Below are 19419 nucleotides of genomic sequence, written 5' to 3' on the forward strand. Positions count from 1 at the left end.
CGTACCTCTGACATGCAGGATTAAAAAATGAAAACGAAAGTCCAACTGTCATTCATGATGTTCGTTGAATGGTTTATCTGGGGCGCGTGGTTTGTGCCATTGTGGCTGTGGCTGAGCAAGAGCGGGTTTACTGCCGGCGAAATCGGCTGGTCGTATGCCTGTACCGCCATCGCCGCGATCCTCTCGCCCATCCTGGTCGGCTCGCTGACGGACCGCTTCTTCGCCGCCCAGAAGGTGCTGGCGGTGCTGATGTTCGCCGGCGCGATCCTGATGTACTTCGCCGCACAGCAAAGCCAGTTCAGCACCTTCTTCCCGCTGCTGCTGGCCTACTCCCTGACCTATATGCCGACCATCGCGCTGACCAACAGTATCGCCTTCGCGAACGTCGATGACGTGGAGGCCGATTTTCCGCGCATCCGCGTGATGGGCACCATCGGCTGGATTGCCTCCGGCCTGGCATGCGGCTTCCTGCCGCAGATGATGGGCTATAGCGACATCTCCGATACCAATATTCCCCTGCTGATGACCGCAGCCAGCTCCCTTCTGCTCGGCATCTTCGCGCTGTTCCTGCCGAATACCCCGCCGAAGAGCACCGGCAAGCTGGATTTCAAAGTCATGCTGGGGCTGGACGCGCTGATCCTGCTGCGCGACAAAAACTTTCTGGTGTTCTTCTTCTGCTCGTTCCTGTTCGCCATGCCGCTGGCCTTCTACTACATCTTTGCCAACGGCTATCTCACCGAAGTGGGGATGAAAAACGCTACCGGCTGGATGACCCTCGGCCAGTTCTCTGAAATCTTCTTCATGCTCGCCCTGCCGTTCTTTACCAAACGCTTTGGTATTAAGAAGGTCTTACTGCTCGGCCTGATCACCGCCGCCATTCGCTACGGCTTCTTTGTCTACGGTGGTGCCGAGCAATACTTCACCTACGCCCTGCTGTTCCTCGGCATTCTGCTGCACGGCGTGAGCTATGACTTCTATTACGTCACCGCGTACATCTACGTGGATAAAAAAGCGCCGGTGCATATGCGCAACGCGGCGCAGGGTTTGATCACGCTGTGCTGTCAGGGCTTTGGTAGCCTGCTGGGTTACCGTCTCGGCGGCGTGATGATGGAAAAAATGTTCGCATATAAAGAGCCGGTGAATGGGCTGACCTTCAACTGGGCCGGAATGTGGACGTTTGGTGCAATCATGATTGTGGTGATTGCCGTGCTGTTTATGCTGTTTTTCCGCGAATCGGATAAAGAGATCACCGCAATTGAGGTGGTTGATGGCGATACCGCGCTGACACGAGGGGAAGTTAAATGAAACAAGACCGTATTCTCGGTGCCCTTTACGGGCAGGCGTTAGGGGATGCGATGGGAATGCCGTCGGAGCTGTGGCCGCGCAAGCGGGTAAAAGCACACTTCGGCTGGATCGACCGTTTCTTACCCGGCCCGGCCGAGAATAATGCCGCCTGCTACTTCAGGCAGGCGGAGTTTACCGATGATACATCCATGGCGCTGTGCCTGGCCGATGCGATTATCGAATGCGACGGGGACATAAATCCTGACGTTATCGGTAAGCATATTCTGAACTGGGCGCTGGATTTCGACGCGTTCAATAAGAATGTGCTTGGCCCGACCTCCAAAATTGCCCTGAACGCCATCCGTGACGGCAGGCCGGTGAGCGAGCTGGAAAATAACGGCGTCACCAACGGGGCCGCGATGCGCGCCTCCCCGCTGGGCTGCCTGCTGCCGGCTACGCGTCTGACGCACTTTGTGGAACAGGTTGCGTTAGCCTCCAGCCCGACCCATAAATCGGATCTCGCCATCGCCGGTGCGGTGGTCATCGCGTGGGCGGTTTCGCGCGCTATCGACGGCGAGCGCTGGCAGAACATCGCTGATGCCCTGCCGGGTATTGCCCGCGCAGCGCAGGAAGCCAACACGACCACCTTCAGCGCATCGCTTTCGGCACGCATTGAGCTGGCCCTGAAAACCGTGCGCGAAGCCAACGGTACGGAATCCGCCAGCGAGCAGATCTATCAGCTTATTGGCGCGGGCACGAGTACCCTGGAGTCCGTTCCGGCGGCCATTGCGATGGTCGAACTGGCGGGAACCGACCCGAACCGCTGCGCGTTTTTATGCGCCAACCTGGGGGGTGACACCGACACTATCGGCGCGATGGCAACCGCCATCTGCGGCGCGCTGCACGGTATACAGGCCATTGACCCGGCGCTCAGGCGCGAACTGGATGCCGTCAACCGGCTTGATTTCGGCCACTACTGCGACAAGCTGCTGCACTTCCGGGAGCAAAGGGAGGGTGTATGAGTGCTTTTGCCCACCGTCTTGAAACGCTTCACGCCACGCGTCCGGTAACGGTGCTGGGCGCGGCGGTGATCGACGTGATTGCCGACGCCTATGCCCTGCCCTGGCGCGGATGTGATATCCAGCTGAAGCAACAGGGCGTGAATATTGGCGGCTGCGCGCTGAATATCGCCATCGCCCTCAAGCGGCTCGGCATTGCTGCGCAAAACGCGCTTCCCGTGGGCCACGGCGTATGGGCCGATATTATCCGTAACGCCATGGCGAAGCAGGACCTGCACAGCACCGTGGAAGCGGAAACGGGCGATAACGGCTGGTGTCTGGCGCTGGTGGAGCCTGACGGTGAACGCACCTTTATGTCGTTCAGCGGAGTGGAGAATCAGTGGCAGCAGCGCTGGCTGGACGGGTTAAGCGTGCCGGAAAAAAGCCTGATCTATTTGTCCGGCTACCAGCTGGCGTCGCCCAGCGGCGAGTTGCTGACGGCCTGGGTGGAAAGTCTTCAGGATGTGACGCTCTTTATTGATTTCGGTCCGCGTATTGCGGATATCCCCGACCCGCTGATGGCGCGGATGATGGCCTGCAAACCGATTGTCTCGCTTAATCGTCAGGAGGCAGAGCTTGCCGCTGAATGGCTTGGCGTGAACGTGGAGCAGCTTGGCACACAGTGGCAGCAGCGTTTTAGCGCTGCGCTGATCGTGCGCCAGGATAAAGACGGTGCGATCTGGTATGACGGTGACGCCTCCGGACACGTTCCGGCGTTTCCTGCTGACGTGGTCGATACCATCGGCGCGGGTGACAGCCATGCGGGAGGCACCCTTGCCGGACTGGCAGCGGGATGGTCACTGCCGGAGTCGGTGCAGCTTGGCAATGCCGTAGCCGCCTGGGTCGTCAGCCATCGCGGTGGAGACTGCGCCCCCACGCGCGACGCACTACTCCTCGCACACAAAGACGTATAGATCGCTGCGGCAGTAGCTGATGCTGTACTCAATGGGACGGTGCTGTTGATCGAGCGCGACCTGCTTGATCACCAGCACCGGTATCTTATCGTCCATCTTTATATGCGTCTGAAACTCGCTGTCCGGCATCCGGGCGCTAACGCGGGAACGGGTGCGCTGCGGAAAGATATTCTGGCTGCGAAAGTAATCATAAAGCGAGACGCCAATATCGTCCGGGTTGGGAATTAACCCTACCGGTACCCAGGACTCCTCAATGGATACCGCATCGTCGTCCACATAGCGGATGCGCTTAAGCAGAAACACGTCGCTTTCCGGCGCTAGGGAAAGATGGCGGGCGATCTCTTCCGGGCACTTCACCACGCGTTTATTCACCCACAGCGTGTTGGGCGTTTTGCCCCGCAGCACCACCTGCTGGGAAAACCCCCGAGCCTCTTTCAGCGAATATTCAAAGATATTGTTGATTTGCGTGCCGTAGCCGCGCGCCCGGGTGACGACCCCGGCCTCCTCCAGCGCCTGCATCGCTTTACGCACCGTAATGCGCGATACGCCGGCAAGCTGGCTCAGGTCACGTTCGCCGGGCAAAATATTCCCGTGAGCGAGCACGCCGCTGCGCACCGCGTTTTTGACCGTTTCGGCAAATTTCAGATACAGCGGCGTGTTGTCCGGTGCGGCAATTCGTTCCTTGAGCTGGGCAATTAACCGGGTATGCGATTGTTCCATCTCTGTTTTTCTCTGGCATGAGGTTTCATGCCAGTATACGGCTTACCACCATGCATGAAAATGGTGAACCGGCCCAATACCGTGACCCACTTCCAGAGAATCGGCTTTTGCCAGCGCGCCCGAGAGCCAGACCTTCGCTTCCTGCACCGTATCCGCCCAGTTCGCGTGACGGGGACGCAGCGCCGCCAGCGCGGCAGAGAGCGTACAGCCCGTGCCGTGAGTGTTTTTAGTCTGTATGCGCGGCGTGGTGAAACGTTGCGCGCCATCGCGGGTGAAGAGCCAGTCCGGGCTTTCGACATCATCAAGATGACCGCCTTTCATCAGCACCGCGCTACACCCCATCGCCAGCAGCGCATTCCCCTGCTCTTTCATTTCACGTTCGTTGTGCGCGTGCGGCGCTTCCAGAAGCGCCGCGGCTTCGGGCAGGTTTGGCGTGATCAGCGCCACCTGCGGCAGCAGCTTTTTTCGCAGCGTGTCGACAGCAGAAGCGGAGAGCAGCGGATCGCCGCTTTTGGCTAACATTACGGTATCGAGCACTACGTTTTTTATCCGGTAATGTTTAAGACGTTCAGCAACCGCTTCAACAATGTCTGCTTCTGCCAGCATGCCGATTTTGGTGGTGTCGATACGTACGTCGCTGAATACCGAATCCAGCTGCGCGCCGACAAAATCCGGCTCAATGCGATACACCGACTGTACGCCGCGCGTGTTTTGCGCCACCAGCGCGGTGATAACCGAGCAGCCGTAAGCGCCGAGTGCAGAGAAAGTTTTCAGGTCTGCCTGGATCCCCGCTCCGCCGCTTGGATCGGTTCCCGCAATAGTCAGGGCATTGATGCGTATCATGCCTGTGCCTCCAGCGCGTAAAGCGCATCCAGAAACGCAGAGGCAAAGCTGCCGGGCCCCCGGCTCTGAGACAGAGCCGCCGATCCTGCACGCTTCATAAAGCGGCAGGCTGCCGTCGCGTTATCAAGCCTGTCGCCAGGCAATGAGCAGCAGGCGGCGACGACCGCCGAGAGCGCGCAGCCTGTTCCCACCACGCGGGTCATCAGCGGGTCGCCGCCCGCGACCGTACGGGTTCGCTGCCCGTCGGTGATGTAATCCACTTCCCCTGTGACCACCACAACGGCGTGGGTCTGGCGGGCGAGCACCTGCGCGGCGGGCAAGGCGCTTACAGCCGTATCGGTAGTGTCGACCCCGCGACCGCCCGCACTCATCCCGGCAAGGGCCAGGATTTCGGAGGCATTGCCGCGAATGGCCGCAGGTTTAAGCGATACGATTTGCTGGCAAAAACGGGTGCGGAACGTAAGCGCGCCAGCCGCGACCGGGTCCAGAACCCAGGGGGTGCCCGCAGCAACCGCACTTTCAATGGCCCGACGCATCGACTCGGCGCGCGGCGCGGTGAGCGTGCCAACGTTGATGAGCAGAGCATCGGCAAGCGCGGCGAACGGTTCCGCTTCCTCGGCTTCGATCACCATTGCCGGGGACGCACCGAGCGCGAGCAGAACGTTGGCGGTGAAGGCCTGCACGACATCGTTAGTCATACAGTGCGTGAGCGGGGAACGGGTTCGGAATTGATATAAAACGTGTGAATCGAGCAGGTCAGGCTGCATGGTTTCGCTCCTGCCGTACGTGAAGAAGCGATGACCGGGTAGGCATCTGACTTCCCTACGCTGGCATTATCCAGATCAGGTAATACGGGTATTTCTCAGCCTTCACAAAGAAGGGCACCCCGAGTCAAATTACTTATAAAACAATCATTTAATCATAAATAATTTTAGGTGTTTAGTGTAACCGGGGCCGCAGGTAGGGTGCAAGATTTTTTGAAATGATTTACGCAAGGCAGTTAGGATGCGATAGATAATTAAAACATATAACAATGTACTAAAATATTGTTGAAAGTATTTAATGCATGTCCTTTATCGTTTACTTATTCACTTAACCTTACTTCTCGGCCTATTCAATTTATGATCTAAATCGAAGCTTGATATATTCAGCCATTCTTTTGATTTTAAATGCTTTCCTGAATAAATTACTTCCTCCCTTCTGTCACGCGCTGTACGATTGGCGTTTAATATCAATACAAAGCAAGAGGAATTTTAAATGGCTGTACCTGTTTATCTATGGTTAACAGACGATACTGGAAATAAGATTAAAGGCTCTGTTGATGTAAAAGATCGGGAGGGTTCGATTGAAATCATAGAACTTATGCATAATGTAGAATTACCAACGGATGATCTTACAGGCAAGAATACTAGCAAATGCCATCACGGAGATTATGCTCTAATCAAAGAGTTAGACTGTTCCTCTCCTTACCTCTATCATGGTGTTTCGACTGGCAGAAAATTTAAGCAAGCCGTTTTGAAATTTTATCGCATCAATTACAATGGACAGAAGGAGGAATATTTCCGTGTAACAATGGATAATGTCAGAATAAATGAAATTGAACCTTTCATGTTTGATATCAAGCATCCCACATTTGAAAAGCATAATCACCTTGAAGCTTTTTATTTAGCTTATGAAAAAATCACCTGGCACTATCTTGATGGAAATATAGTTCATTCTGATTCATGGAATCGCAAAAAGGAGGCTGCATAATGACATGGGTTTATAAAGTAAGCACACATAGTTTTTATTTAAATGGTACTCATCAGTTCAATGCAAACTATTCAGGCAGACCGGGTTTTAAGGATGACTCGACTACAGAATGTGTTAAGGGAAAAGGTCCATTACCCAGGGGCACGTATACCATCGGATCGGCTTTCTATCACCGCAAAACCAAAGGCTGGAGAATGAGACTTACACCCTATGTAGAAAATCAGATGTGTGGGCGTGATGGGTTCATGATACACGGCGATAGCTCAGCGCATCCGGGAGAAGCCTCAGATGGTTGTATCGTTTTAAATCTTCCGTACAGAAAAATTATTGCAGCAAGCAAAGATAAAATAGTAGTGGAAGATTAACTATGTTCAAAAAACAGTTAATATTTTCATTAATGTTACTACCTATTTTAGTCCATGCCAAATCTCCTGGTTGTGCTGCAATTGGCTTGTTTATGGAATCAACCTTGTTTAATGCTCTATCAAATGAGTTAAAAATTGATACAAGTACTGTTGATGAAACCAAAGCAAAGGTAGAACTGATAGACATTTCCCCAGCCTCAAAAATTTATGCAGAATCTTTAGCAAAAATTGATTATGCTAAAGATCATAACAAGGAGAAAACATTAGCTATATATAAAAAAATTTACTTATCCAGTTATTTTGAAAACAACGTGAAAACAATTACAGCAAAATACACATATATCAATAAGGATGCTAAAAAGGATGTATTCATTGCATCCAGTTTAATGAACAAGGATGAATGTAGCATTAGATTTAACGGTTACATCATTCTCTCACGACAATTCTAAGCCTTAGGGGCTATCATGGCCCCTCTTCTAAACTCTATACTTCATAAAACAACTTCCTGACTATGCATAAGTCTTTAAAGGCAGTTTCGCCTGCACACGCCATTAACGCATACTATCGTGCTCAGTTAGAGCGCTCGGGGTGCACGCAAATGAGCGCTGGCAATGGCTCATGTGGTATCAGCAAAACCAAAGCGGAAAATGCGGCACAAAAGCCAGCGTTAAACGCCTGAACGCCAATTTTTATGAGATTCACGGTAATGGTTTTGTGTTATCGCTTAGCCTGGATGAAAACGGCATTACGGACGCGTCGTGGAATAAAACGAAGGGACGCGAACACGGCGTTTTAGCGTTAGCCAGAAATAAACAGCGTAAAGAGGCTCCCCGCCTCCTTTTAGCCTGCCAGTCGCACAATTTGCCACACTCTTTTGTCTGATTTTACAATGCTGACAATTCATACCTAAGCTGCTGTTTTTACTCGCTATAAACTGCAAATTTTTGCCAGAAAATGAGGTTACCCCCTCCCCTGTGCCCTGTGTCACAAAACAGTAAACAAATTAACCATTGAGCCCGGTGACAAAAGGCTCTATATTGGCGGCGTTTTTTTCAGGCCCCATCTGTTTTTTAACTTTTTATTCAATCGTTGCTCATAACGAAGCGGCGGTTGTAGGAGTGATATGATGACGGATAAAGTCCGTATTGACACCGTAGATGCCCACAAAAGCAACGAAACCTATCTGGCCCGTCAGGCCGAGTTTGAATCTAACGTCAGGAGTTATCCGCGCAAACTGCCTTTAGCCATCACGAAAGCAGAAGGCGTGTGGATCACCGATGCAGATAATAAAGAATACCTTGACTGTTTAGCAGGCGCAGGCACCCTCGCGCTTGGCCACAATCATCCTGATGTGCTGAAAAGCATCCAAAATGTCATTACCAGCGGCTTGCCGTTACATACCCTGGATCTGACCACGCCGTTGAAAGACGCGTTTTCAGAATATCTTCTCTCTCTGTTGCCTGGTCAGGGCAAAGAGTACTGCCTGCAATTCACTGGCCCATCCGGCGCTGACGCCGTTGAAGCGGCGCTGAAGCTGGCGAAAAAAGTGACCGGTCGTAGCGGTATCATCAGTTTCTCTGGTGGTTACCACGGTATGACCCACGGCGCACTGTCCGTCACCGGTAACCTTTCTCCGAAGGAAGCGGTTGACGGCATGATGCCTGAAGTCCAGTTCATGCCTTACCCGCACGAGTACCGCTGCCCGCTGGGTATCGGTGGTGAAGCGGGCGTGAAGGCGCTGACCTACTACTTCGATAACCTGATTAACGACGTCGAAAGCGGCGTGCGTAAACCTGCTGCGGTGATCCTGGAAGCCGTTCAGGGTGAAGGCGGCGTGAACCCGGCTCCGGCTGAGTGGTTGCAGCGCATTCGTAAAGTGACTCAGGAACACGGCATTCTGCTGATCCTCGACGAAGTTCAGGCTGGCTTTGCCCGTACCGGTAAATTCTTCGCCTTCGAACACGCAGGCATCGAGCCAGACATCATCGTGATGTCTAAAGCGGTTGGCGGCGGTCTGCCACTGGCTGTACTTGGCATCAAGAAGCAGTTCGATGCATGGGCGCCTGGTCACCACACCGGCACTTTCCGCGGTAACCAGCTGGCAATGGCAACTGGCCTGACGACGCTGAAGATCCTGAAAGACCAGAACATCGCGGGCAAAGTGGCCGCACAGGGCGAATGGCTGAAGGGCCAGCTGAAAGAGATGGCGAAACGTTATCCGGTCATCGGCCACGTTCGCGGTCTGGGCATGATGATCGGTATCGAGATCGTTAAGCCACATGAAGCCGCTGACCACATGGGCTGCTTCCCGGGCGACGGCGAACTGTCTGCGCTGATCCAGAAGAAGTGCTTCGAAGCCGGGCTGATTCTGGAGCGTGGCGGCCGTAACGGTATCGTTCTGCGTCTGCTGCCTTCTCTGCTGATCAGCGACGAAGAGCTGAAAATCTTCCTGGATAAATTCGAGCAGGCACTGCTTGCTGCGGGCGTTCGCCCGGCGTAACCGGAGTTGTTGAATACGATGTCTGATTCAAACCCAATTTTGTTCTCCTCTGCGCAGAGCATTGAAGCTTACCAGCAGGCGGTTGAACAAAGCACTCAGGCTGTGATGCAGTGGCTGAAACAGCCTGAGATGTATCAGGGCAAAACGGTCGCGGAGCTGCGCGACCGTATTAAGCTGGATTTCAACCCGAAAGGGCTGGGCAACGAAGCGGCGATTGAACGCGCTGTGGAGTTCTTCCTGAAAGACAGTTTGTCCGTTCATCACCCGCAATGCGTGGCGCACCTGCACTGCCCAAGCCTGGTGGTTAGCCAGGCGGCGGAAGTGCTGATTAACGCCACCAACCAGAGTATGGACTCCTGGGATCAAAGCCCGTCCGCAACCATTATTGAGATCAAACTGATCGAATGGCTGCGTACCCGCGTGGGTTATCAGGCTGGCGACGCGGGCGTCTTCACCAGCGGCGGCACCCAGAGCAACCTGATGGGCCTGATGCTGGCGCGCGACGCGTTCTTCGCCCGTCAGGGCCATTCGGTTCAGCAGGACGGTCTGGTAGGCGATCTGCGTAAAATCCGCGTGCTGTGCTCGGAAAACGCACACTTCTCCGTGCAGAAAAACATGGCGCTGATGGGGCTGGGCTACCAGTCCGTGGTGCAGGTGAAAACGGACGAATTCTCCCGCATGGATCTCTCCGATCTGGCGGCGAAAATTGAGCAGTGCAACGCGAACGGCGAGCAGATCCTGGCGATTGTAGCCACCGCCGGCACGACCGATGCGGGCGCTATCGATCCGCTGCGAGCCATTGCTGAGTTGGCGGCGAAGCAGAATATCTGGGTGCACGTTGATGCGGCCTGGGGCGGCGCGTTGCTGATGTCTGAGCAGTATCGCCACTACCTGGACGGCATTGAGCTGGTGGATTCCGTAACCCTGGACTTCCACAAGCAGTTCTTCCAGACCATCAGCTGCGGCGCGTTCCTGCTGAAAGAAGCGCGTCACTATGAGCTGATGCGCTATCAGGCGGCTTATCTGAACTCTGAGTTCGATGAAGAAGCGGGTGTGCCTAACCTGGTCTCCAAATCTCTGCAAACCACGCGCCGTTTCGACGCGCTGAAACTGTGGATGAGCCTGGAAGCGCTGGGTCAGGAGCAATACGCGGCCATCATCGATCACGGCGTGACGCTGGCACAGCAGGTTGCGGCTTACGTGAAAGAGCAGTCTGCTCTGGAACTGGTGATGCAGCCTCAGCTGGCAAGCGTTCTGTTCCGCTTCCGTGGACAGGTGCAGATGGACGATGCGGGTATCGCCCTGCTGAACCAGAAAATTGGTGACGCGCTGCTGGAGTCTGGCCGTGCAAACGTCGGTGTGACCGAGCATAACGGCGTCACCTGCCTGAAGCTGACCCTGCTGAACCCAACCGTGACGCTGGAGGACATCAAAGTCCTGCTGTCTCTGGTTGAGCGTACCGCAGAGGAAGTCCTGGCTAAATAATACGTCTCCCTCTCCCGCCCGGGAGAGGGATTATTTTCCCTGCCTTAATGCTCGCCCCGCTTTTTCTTCGAACCATAACCATATTCATACTGGCTACACTCAGAGCCGTAAAACAGCGCTGCGGACTTAACAATATCGTTAAGAATGGTTCCGCTGACCTTTACGCCAACGCGATGCAGACGTTTAATGGTATTCTCCATCTCTTTCACGCTGGTTTTATCGAAACGGGCCACCATCAGCGTCGTTCCGGCTGCTCTGGCAACCAGCGCTGCATCGGTGACGGCCAGCACTGGCGGAGTATCGATGATGACGATGTCATAATGCTCGTTAACCCATGACATAACGGCCTGGAACCGTTCGCTTAACAGCATCTCCAGCGGTCGCGCGGGTTCCGGGCCGCAGGTAATGACGTCGATTCCCCCCTTCTCAAAGCGCTGAATTACCTCTGTACAGTCGCATTTACCTTCAAGCACGCTGGACAGCCCATGGCGGTTATCCAGGCCAAAAATGTTATGAACATAGCCTTGACGCATATCCGCATCGATAAACAGCACCCGCTGGCCACTCTGTCCGGCAATGGCCGCCAGGTTCGTCCCCACCAGCGTTTTACCGCAGTCCTGAGTCGGGCCAGAAATCATCACGATACGATTCTCAGCCTCCATCATGGAGAAATGCAAGCTGGTGCGCAGCCCCCGAACCGCTTCGACAAACATATCAGCAGGCCGATCGACAGGCAGGAACGGCACGTCCAGCGTTTTGTGCTTCCAGTGAGGGGTAAACGGAATTTTTCTGCGCAGATGCGTTTTTTTCCACAGCCACTGGGAACGAGGCAACGTAGCCAGAACCGGGATCCCATACATTTCCAGCTGTTCGGAAAGCATGATCCCACGTTTGAACGCCATGTGTACCAGCACTCCGCCCATTGAGAGCATGAGCCCAAACAGCGTGCCCAGGACGATGATTAACGCTTTTCGCGGCTTTATTGGATCCGGGAGCGTTACCGCCTTATCAATGATCCTCACGTTCCCGATAGCGCTGGAGCGGGAAATATTCAGCTCCTGCTGGCGCGTCAGTAGTTGTAAATAGATCGTGCGGCCCGACTCAACGTCCCGGCTCAGGCGTAAAATCTCCTGCTGCGTGGAAGGCATTGCTGATACCCGCTGATTAAGACGTTCGCGTTCCCGCTCAAGGGTTTGTCTCTTTTCACGCAATGCACGGTAGGTGGGGTGATTCTTTTTAAAGAGCTGGGAGATTTCTGCCTCACGGAACGTCAGCTCATTTAGCTGATTCTCAACGTTCACAACCTGATCCAGTATGGATTTTGCCTCTAAAGACAGGTCCACCGAGTCGCGCTGCGCCCGGTAGGCATTCAGCCGCGCTTCAGCCTGATCCAGTTCCGTTCTGATTTTCGGCAACTGCTCCTGTAAAAAAGCCAGACTACGAGAATCCTGGGCCTCCTGACGGGCGATATTTTGTTGGAGATAATTCTCAGTAATCGTATTCAGCACCCTGGCAATTTTGTCAGGATCTTCGCCCGTCAGGGTTAAGGTTACGATACCGCTCTGTTTCTCCGACTCCACAACCGTGAGGCTCTTCTTCAGCGCAGTGATCGTCTCCAGGCGCGTCAGCGTCTTTAGCGAAAACTGCGTGCCTGGCTCCGCCTCAATCGAGGTCACCAGCAAAACGATCCCTTGCGTAACGAGCATTTTCCCGACCGAACCATCAGCGTCAATGTTATCACCCGTCAGGTGATATCTTCCCGCTTCCTGTACGGTCAGCATGAGTTCTTGCGCTTTGCCCTCCACCTGCGGGATCTGGAGTTCGCCTAAGGTTATTTTGCCCTCCTCCCGCCCTTGCAGGCGTTGCCAGAGTCGCCCTACTACAGGCAAAACGCGCTGATTTGCCTGGAACGTCAGACCTAATTTGTCGACGGTCTCGCCGAGGATCATGCGTGATTTCAGCAGTAAAATTTCAGGGGCAACATCCGGTGAAACAGCGGAGCCCAGCTGGCTCAACCCTTTGAGCAGGCTGTTATCCTGTTTGCTTTCTATTTGCACCATGGCATCCGCCTGATAAACAGGTGGCGTAACCCAGGCATAGAGGCCTGCGCATAAGATGGAAATGAAAGTCACGCACATAATCATCGCACGGTGGTCGATCATTTCGCCGAGCAATCGAACAAGATCGATTTCACTTTGTTGCGGTGCCGCTGCACCATAATTGTCTGTTGTGTAAGACGACATTAATGCTTCATTCCTTTCTGACCCAATCGACGTGCCCATTCCTGGCTGGCTTTACCCAAGAGTCCGAACACATATTCATACGCTTCACGGCTTTTACGGTAGGGATCGGGGATATCCTGCGGCTCCAGCCACTGCCCGAATAGCAGCGACTTGCCCCTGATCTCCGGTGCCATGGCGGAAATAAAGTGAAGGTGTTTCGGCTCCATAACCAGAATGAGATCGGATCCCTGCATCAGGCCGGGCGTCAACTTGCGTGCCACATGGCCGTCCAGGGAAATTCCGTGTCGCCGGGCTACGTCCTGGGCACAGTCATCTGCCGGGCAGCCCTCAAGGCCGAATATTCCCGCCGAGGTGATGTGTCTGTCGGGCAAGGACTGGCGTAAAAGCCGTTCTCCAATTGGGGAACGGCAGACATTTCCGGTGCAAACCACCAGTATTGATCTGAACATTATTGCGGCCACGATCTGATGTAACGAACCGTTTCGGTAAGGTCATGCACCCCGCTAATCGTTGGTACAAGCTGTGTTATCACGCGATTCCAGCGGGAGAGTGGTGCGGTAGTGACATATACAATGTCATAAGGCTCAAGCTGAAACTCTGTGCCCAGCACCATGGCCGAAGCGTCTTTTGCATTCAGCTGATAGATATTCGCGATTTTCCCGGACTCGCGTACCGAGCGGATAACAAAAATACCCGTGGCATCGGCCATATTCTGGTCCAGGCCACCGGCATTGCCGAGCGCTTCGGCCAGCGTCATGCCGCTGCGATCCATCTTCAGCGTGCTCTGTTTAACAACCTCGCCCATCACAAATACTTTCAGCGCATCGTTGCGGGGAATAAAAAGGATGTCGCCAGGGTTGAGCAGCTTATTCTGGGTTAAATCGCCATGCTGCATCAGGGCGTACAGGGAAATTCGGGAATCCTGACCGTTGTGAGTCAGCACCACGTTCCGCCAATCCGCATCGGCAGTAAGCCCACCTGCGGCATTGACGGCGTCCATTACCGTCAGCGGAATGTTGGTAATGGCCTGCTGGCCAGATTTCGCCACTTCTCCCGTAACGTAGGCTTTTTGCGAACGGAAAGCAGCAACGCTGACATCCACCTGGGGGCTTTCTATGACGTTATCCAGACGCGCGGTGATCTCCTCGCGCACTTCGGAAACCGTTTTTCCCGCCACGTGCAGTTTACCCACGTAAGGATAAAAGACCGTGCCGTCGGCATTGACCCAGTTTCCAGCATCGCTTGCGCTGCGATATTGTCCTGCGGGCGTAGTAAGCTCCGGGTGATCCCAGACGGTGACCGTCAGGATGTCACCGATTCCAATACGGTATTCCCAGTTTTTAACCTGCTCATCAAGATTAGGATTTGCCTGAGATTTAGCCGCTGCGGGACGCAGTTTCTCAATCAATCCGGGCGTAAGTGGATAAATTTCGATTTGTTTATCTAAGCTATTATTGAGGTCGGCCGGTGCGATTATTTTTTTGCCTGCGGAACTTAACGTTTGGCCAGGAGAAATTACGCATCCCGCCAACTGACTTATTGCTAAGAATATTACAGATAATGCTGTTGTGTTTTTCATTTATATAAACTTATCATCCCTGCTCGTGCCGAACGCCCGACGGGGCGCAGCTCTGCGCTAACCCACACTTGAAATAACTGTCTTTTCAAGGGAATACTTAAACGTAATCTAAAAGTGAAGTAACGAATTGCCCGGTCCGTAACGGGCAATTAATTAAAATATAATCTTCCTGAAAATCTTAAAGCCTGCTGTAAAAAAATGCACGATCTACAGTTTATAAAATTACGGCAAAAATGTATTTTCAGAATTAATTCAGCAAAACGATAATTACAATGAATTATTCCCACCAGCATGTATTCATATCAATAATACTCACTACTGCTGGCACTACACAAAACCGTTCACTTTTGTTACATTTTTTTTCAAACACACCCTGTTTTGATACTTAAAATGGGCTGTCTGCCGCACTGTCCCCCGCAGACAAGCGTATCCGTAACGATATCACTGGAGAAAAAATGGCTAAGCGTAAATTGGTGCTTCTGGGTGTATTACTGTCTCTGGCGGGCTCCGCATTCGCAGCCCCGCAAACGGCCACCGCGCCTTCCGGTATTAAGGCTTATGAAGAGCAGGAGTTCATCGCCGACTTCACCAAATTTAAGATTGGCGATACGGCGCCCGCGCAATATCAGACGCCTGAGTACACCATCAAACAGTACCAGTTGCGTAACCTTCCCGCGCCGGAAGCTGGTACGCACTGGACCTATATGGGCGAGAACTACGTTCTGATTGGCGATGCGGATGGAAAAATCCATAAAGCTTATAACGGAGATATCTTCTATCACCGCTGATACGATGATCCGGCCCTGGCAGGAAGACGATTGGCCGTTTCTGCGCACGCTGTACCTGCATGCACGACGCGCTGCCTGGCCATGGCTGGACGGTTCTGAATGGCAGCTTGAGGATTTTGACGCCGCAACGCGTGACGAGCAGATCTGGGTTGCGATCCACGACGGTCACAGAGTGGGTTTTGCCTCCGTCTGGGTAAACGATAATTTTCTGCACAACCTGTTTGTCGACCCGCAGTATCAACGTCTCGGGGTTGGGAGTCGGCTTCTTGAACAGGTTCAGAAGACGTTTACCAGTACAGGCGCTCTGAAGTGTCTGGTGAAGAATGCGCGGGCGGTTGCGTTTTACCAACGCCACGGCTGGCACATTGAGGCGACGGGGGATTCTCCGGATGGAGAGTATTATTTGATGCACTATCGGTTGGGTTAACGTCGGGTCGCGGCTTCACCGGACCCGACCTGCATGATGGTGCCATTTGGAGGCCGGGTAAGCGAAGCGCCACCCGGCAATTCGACGCGAAGGATTTACACCGCGCGGAAGGCAATCTCGCTCGGGATCACTTCACCCTGCCAGTACAGCTGCGCCGCAACGCGCCCTGCCAGCTGGCGATAGATTTCCGTAAATTCGCTGTCCGGACGGCTGACCACCGTCGGTTTGCCGCTATCGAGATCTTCACGCAGCGTGATGTGCAGCGGCAGTTGCCCAAGCAGCTGCGTATGGTACTGCGCCGCCAGCTTTTCCGCACCGCCGGTGCCAAAGATAGGCTCGTGATGACCGCAGTTGCTGCAAATGTGCATGCTCATGTTCTCGACGATGCCCAGGACCGGCACCTCCACTTTCTCAAACATGACAATGCCTTTTTTGGCGTCGATTAGGGCGATATCCTGCGGCGTGGTGACCACCACGGCGCCGGTGACCGGAATATTCTGCGCCAGCGTCAGCTGGATATCACCGGTGCCCGGTGGCATGTCCAGCACCAGATAATCAAGGTCAGGCCACATTGTCTCCTGCAACATTTGTAGCAGAGCTTTGCTGGCCATCGGGCCACGCCAGACCATCGCGTTATCGTCCGTCACCAGGTAACCAATGGAGTTGGTCGCCAGGCCGTGCGCTACAATCGGCGCCATGTGGGTGCCGTCCGGCGACGTTGGACGCTGGTTTTCCGCCCCCAGCATGTTAGGGATGGACGGGCCGTAAATATCTGCATCCAGAATGCCGACCTTCGCCCCCTCTGCCGCCAGCGCAAGCGCCAGGTTAACGGCGGTTGAGGATTTACCCACCCCACCCTTGCCAGAGCTCACGGCGATGATGTTCTTCACCCCGTTAACCCCCGGCTGATTTTTCACGCGCTTGAGCGTGGCGATGCTGTGGCTCAGCTTCCAGTCAATCGCTTTTGCCCCGGTTATGCGCAGCAGCTCAGAGCTGGTTTGCTCTTTCAGGGCATCAAAAGCGCTGGTCCAGACGAACGGCATCTGTAGCTCGATGTGCAGCGTATCGTCCAGCCATGCGACGTGGTGAAGCGCTTTCAGCGTCGTGAGATTGTGCTTCAGGGTTGGATGCTGAAAATTAGCCAGCGTCCCGGCGACCATTGCTCGTAAGGCTTCCGGTGATTTGGCCTGGGATTGAGAACTCATCCCGACTCCTTTGTTCTTGTGAATAAGACCTTAGGCCAACAAGTTTACCTGAAAGGCCGCGGTTTGTGCTTACTTAATAATGCCCCTTTTGGTAATATCGAAAACCCTTTTCACAGTTAAAAGAAGTAATGCCTACTATGACTCAAGTCGCGAAGAAAATTCTGGTAACGTGCGCCCTGCCGTACGCCAACGGCTCAATCCACCTCGGCCACATGCTGGAGCATATCCAGGCTGATGTCTGGGTCCGTTACCAGCGAATGCGCGGCCACGAGGTGAACTTCATCTGTGCGGACGATGCCCACGGCACGCCGATCATGCTGAAAGCACAGCAGTTGGGGATCTCCCCGGAGCAGATGATCGCCGAAATGAGTCAGGAGCATCAGACCGATTTCGCTGGCTTTGACATCAGCTATGACAATTATCACTCCACGCACAGCAACGAAAACCGCGAGCTGTCGGAGCTGATCTACACCCGTCTGAAAGAGAATGGTTTCATTAAAAACCGCACCATTTCTCAGCTGTACGATCCGGAAAAAGGCATGTTCCTGCCGGACCGTTTCGTCAAAGGCACCTGCCCGAAATGTAAATCCCCGGACCAGTACGGCGATAACTGCGAAGTGTGCGGCGCGACCTACAGCCCGACCGAGCTTATCGAACCGAAATCCGTGGTTTCCGGCGCGACGCCGGTGATGCGTGACTCCGAGCACTTCTTCTTCGACCTGCCGTCCTTCAGTGAAATGCTGAAGGCGTGGACCCGCAGCGGTGCGTTGCAGGAACAGGTTGCGAACAAAATGCAGGAGTGGTTCGAGTCCGGTCTGCAACAGTGGGATATCTCCCGCGATGCGCCCTACTTTGGCTTTGAAATCCCGAACGCGCCGGGCAAATATTTCTACGTCTGGCTGGATGCGCCAATCGGCTACATGGGTTCGTTCAAGAACTTGTGTGACAAGCGCGGCGACACGGTAAGCTTCGACGAATACTGGAAGAAAGATTCCGATGCCGAACTTTACCACTTCATCGGCAAAGACATCGTTTACTTCCACAGCCTGTTCTGGCCAGCGATGCTGGAAGGCAGCAACTTCCGCAAGCCGACTAACCTGTTCGTACATGGTTACGTCACGGTGAACGGCGCGAAGATGTCTAAATCTCGCGGGACGTTTATTAAGGCCAGCACCTGGCTGAATCACTTTGACGCGGACAGCCTGCGCTACTACTACACCGCGAAGCTCTCTTCCCGCATCGACGATATCGACCTGAACCTGGAAGATTTCGTCCAGCGCGTGAACGCGGACATCGTCAACAAGGTGGTGAACCTGGCGTCACGTAACGCGGGTTTTATTGCCAAACGCTTTGACGGCGTGCTCTCTGCCGAGCTGGCCGATCCTGAACTGTACAAAACCTTCACCGACGCCGCCGCAGCGGTTGGCGAAGCCTGGGAAAGCCGTGAATTCGGTAAAGCCATTCGCGAAATCATGGCGCTGGCAGACGTGGCCAACCGCTATGTAGACGAGCAGGCACCGTGGGTGGTGGCGAAACAGGAAGGCCGCGACGCCGACTTGCAGGCGATCTGCACCATGGGTCTGAACATGTTCCGCGTGCTGATGACCTGGCTGAAGCCGGTTCTGCCGCAGCTGGCAGCCCGCGCGGAAGCGTTCCTGAATACCGAATTAACCTGGGATGCCATCCAGCAGCCGCTGCTCGGCCACAAGGTGAATACCTTCAAGGCGCTGTACAACCGCATTGAGATGAAGCAGGTTGACGCCCTGGTGGAAGCCTCTAAGGAAGAGGTGAAAGCGGCCGCCGCACCGGTGACCGGCCCGCTGGCTGACGATCCGATTCAGGAGACCATCACCTTTGATGATTTCGCCAAGGTCGACCTGCGCGTGGCGCTGATCGAAAACGCGGAGTTCGTGGAAGGTTCTGACAAACTGCTGCGTCTGACGCTGGATCTGGGCGGTGAGAAGCGTAACGTCTTCTCCGGCATTCGCTCCGCGTATCCTGACCCGCAGGTGCTGATTGGTCGTCAGACCGTGATGGTGGCAAACCTGGCGCCGCGTAAAATGCGCTTCGGCATCTCTGAGGGGATGGTGATGGCCGCAGGCCCGGGCGGAAAAGACATCTTCCTGTTAAGCCCTGACGAAGGCGCGAAGCCGGGTCAGCAGGTGAAATAATAAAAAAGCCGGATGAGAATCCGGCTTTTTTTTGCCCGGCGGCGCTACGCTTGCACGGGCCTACGGGTTATGTAGGGCGGGTAAG

General features: G+C 54.2%; 18 protein-coding genes, 1 pseudogene and 1 riboswitch. Of the genes and pseudogenes, 12 read left to right on the plus strand and 7 right to left on the minus strand.

Annotation, left to right across the window (positions count from 1 at the left end; all coding sequences use genetic code 11):
• Positions 1-27 precede the first annotated feature (27 nt).
• Genes A3466_RS08940 through A3466_RS08950 form a run of 3 tightly spaced genes read left to right on the plus strand, consistent with a single transcriptional unit; the run spans position 28 to position 3256 of the window.
• On the plus strand, positions 28-1305 hold the full coding sequence (locus A3466_RS08940) for a nucleoside permease (protein ID WP_063450279.1): 1278 nt from the start codon (positions 28-30) through the stop codon (positions 1303-1305).
• Positions 1302-2306: an ADP-ribosylglycohydrolase family protein gene (locus A3466_RS08945; protein WP_063450280.1), complete on the plus strand. Its 1005-nt coding sequence runs from the start codon at positions 1302-1304 to the stop codon at positions 2304-2306. Before A3466_RS08940 ends, A3466_RS08945 begins: the two co-directional genes overlap by 4 nt.
• Positions 2303-3256, plus strand: a complete 954-nt coding sequence (locus A3466_RS08950; RefSeq protein ID WP_063450281.1) for a PfkB family carbohydrate kinase — start codon at positions 2303-2305, stop codon at positions 3254-3256. Before A3466_RS08945 ends, A3466_RS08950 begins: the two co-directional genes overlap by 4 nt.
• Here the strand turns inward: A3466_RS08950 and A3466_RS08955 are convergent.
• The 3 genes from A3466_RS08955 to thiM are packed head-to-tail and all read right to left on the minus strand — an operon-like array spanning position 3230 to position 5586.
• Complete coding sequence (locus A3466_RS08955; protein ID WP_063450282.1) at positions 3230-3976, minus strand: GntR family transcriptional regulator; 747 nt, start codon at positions 3974-3976, stop codon at positions 3230-3232. The genes A3466_RS08950 and A3466_RS08955 overlap by 27 nt on opposite strands.
• 42 nt (positions 3977-4018) lie before the next feature.
• Entirely contained in the window at positions 4019-4819 is an 801-nt protein-coding gene (thiD, locus tag A3466_RS08960; RefSeq protein WP_063450283.1) for a bifunctional hydroxymethylpyrimidine kinase/phosphomethylpyrimidine kinase, read from the minus strand.
• Positions 4816-5586, minus strand: coding sequence for a hydroxyethylthiazole kinase (gene thiM, locus A3466_RS08965; RefSeq protein WP_063450284.1), 771 nt, complete (start codon positions 5584-5586; stop codon positions 4816-4818). The genes thiD and thiM overlap by 4 nt, the downstream gene beginning before the upstream one ends.
• Before the next feature lie 35 nt (positions 5587-5621).
• A riboswitch (TPP riboswitch) is annotated at positions 5622-5718 on the minus strand.
• A gap of 358 nt (positions 5719-6076) precedes the next feature.
• Here thiM and A3466_RS08970 point away from each other — a divergent pair.
• From A3466_RS08970 to A3466_RS08990, 6 genes and pseudogenes are all read left to right on the plus strand, one after another.
• A complete protein-coding gene (locus A3466_RS08970) occupies positions 6077-6571 on the plus strand; it encodes an Hcp family type VI secretion system effector (RefSeq protein WP_063450285.1) in 495 nt (164 codons plus the stop codon).
• A complete protein-coding gene (locus tag A3466_RS22285) occupies positions 6571-6936 on the plus strand; it encodes a tlde1 domain-containing protein (RefSeq protein WP_074160987.1) in 366 nt (121 codons plus the stop codon). Before A3466_RS08970 ends, A3466_RS22285 begins: the two co-directional genes overlap by 1 nt.
• A 2-nt stretch (positions 6937-6938) precedes the next feature.
• A complete protein-coding gene (locus A3466_RS08975) occupies positions 6939-7385 on the plus strand; it encodes a hypothetical protein (protein ID WP_063450286.1) in 447 nt (148 codons plus the stop codon).
• Between the two features lie 62 nt (positions 7386-7447).
• A pseudogene (locus A3466_RS23810) lies at positions 7448-7743 on the plus strand (hypothetical protein); the annotation flags it as partial.
• 316 nt (positions 7744-8059) lie between these two features.
• Positions 8060-9436 (plus strand): diaminobutyrate--2-oxoglutarate transaminase, encoded by a 1377-nt coding sequence (locus A3466_RS08985; protein ID WP_014884533.1) that lies wholly within the window; start codon positions 8060-8062, stop codon positions 9434-9436.
• Positions 9437-9454: 18 nt separating this feature from the next.
• Positions 9455-10921, plus strand: a complete 1467-nt coding sequence (locus tag A3466_RS08990) for a pyridoxal phosphate-dependent decarboxylase family protein (RefSeq protein WP_063450288.1) — start codon at positions 9455-9457, stop codon at positions 10919-10921.
• 44 nt (positions 10922-10965) lie between these two features.
• Here the strand turns inward: A3466_RS08990 and A3466_RS08995 are convergent, their stop codons facing one another.
• The 3 genes from A3466_RS08995 to A3466_RS09005 are packed head-to-tail and all read right to left on the minus strand — an operon-like array spanning position 10966 to position 14743.
• Positions 10966-13164 (minus strand): polysaccharide biosynthesis tyrosine autokinase, encoded by a 2199-nt coding sequence (locus A3466_RS08995; RefSeq protein ID WP_063450289.1) that lies wholly within the window; start codon positions 13162-13164, stop codon positions 10966-10968.
• Positions 13164-13613 (minus strand): protein tyrosine phosphatase, encoded by a 450-nt coding sequence (locus A3466_RS09000; RefSeq protein ID WP_063450290.1) that lies wholly within the window; start codon positions 13611-13613, stop codon positions 13164-13166. Before A3466_RS09000 ends, A3466_RS08995 begins: the two co-directional genes overlap by 1 nt.
• Positions 13613-14743, minus strand: a complete 1131-nt coding sequence (locus A3466_RS09005) for a polysaccharide export protein (RefSeq protein ID WP_063450291.1) — start codon at positions 14741-14743, stop codon at positions 13613-13615. Before A3466_RS09005 ends, A3466_RS09000 begins: the two co-directional genes overlap by 1 nt.
• Before the next feature lie 455 nt (positions 14744-15198).
• Here A3466_RS09005 and A3466_RS09010 point away from each other — a divergent pair, with 455 nt between their 5' ends.
• Positions 15199-15531 carry an RcnB family protein gene (locus A3466_RS09010; protein WP_063450292.1) on the plus strand — a complete coding sequence of 111 codons (333 nt, stop codon included), beginning with the start codon at positions 15199-15201 and terminating at the stop codon, positions 15529-15531.
• The gene (locus A3466_RS09015; protein WP_063450293.1) at positions 15482-15958 is read left to right on the plus strand and encodes a GNAT family N-acetyltransferase; all 477 of its coding nucleotides are present in this window, start codon (positions 15482-15484) and stop codon (positions 15956-15958) included. The genes A3466_RS09010 and A3466_RS09015 overlap by 50 nt, the downstream gene beginning before the upstream one ends.
• Before the next feature lie 95 nt (positions 15959-16053).
• Here A3466_RS09015 and apbC read toward each other — a convergent pair whose 3' ends face one another.
• Complete coding sequence (gene apbC / locus A3466_RS09020; protein WP_022648674.1) at positions 16054-17163, minus strand: iron-sulfur cluster carrier protein ApbC; 1110 nt, start codon at positions 17161-17163, stop codon at positions 16054-16056.
• A 137-nt stretch (positions 17164-17300) separates the two neighbouring features.
• Here apbC and metG point away from each other — a divergent pair, with 137 nt between their 5' ends.
• Positions 17301-19334 carry a methionine--tRNA ligase gene (gene metG, locus A3466_RS09025; RefSeq protein ID WP_063450294.1) on the plus strand — a complete coding sequence of 678 codons (2034 nt, stop codon included), beginning with the start codon at positions 17301-17303 and terminating at the stop codon, positions 19332-19334.
• Positions 19335-19419: the final 85 nt, after the last annotated feature.

The sequence above is a fragment of the Enterobacter genomosp. S genome, from assembly GCF_001631805.1.
In the GTDB taxonomy this organism is placed as follows: Bacteria; Pseudomonadota; Gammaproteobacteria; order Enterobacterales; family Enterobacteriaceae; genus Enterobacter; species Enterobacter quasihormaechei.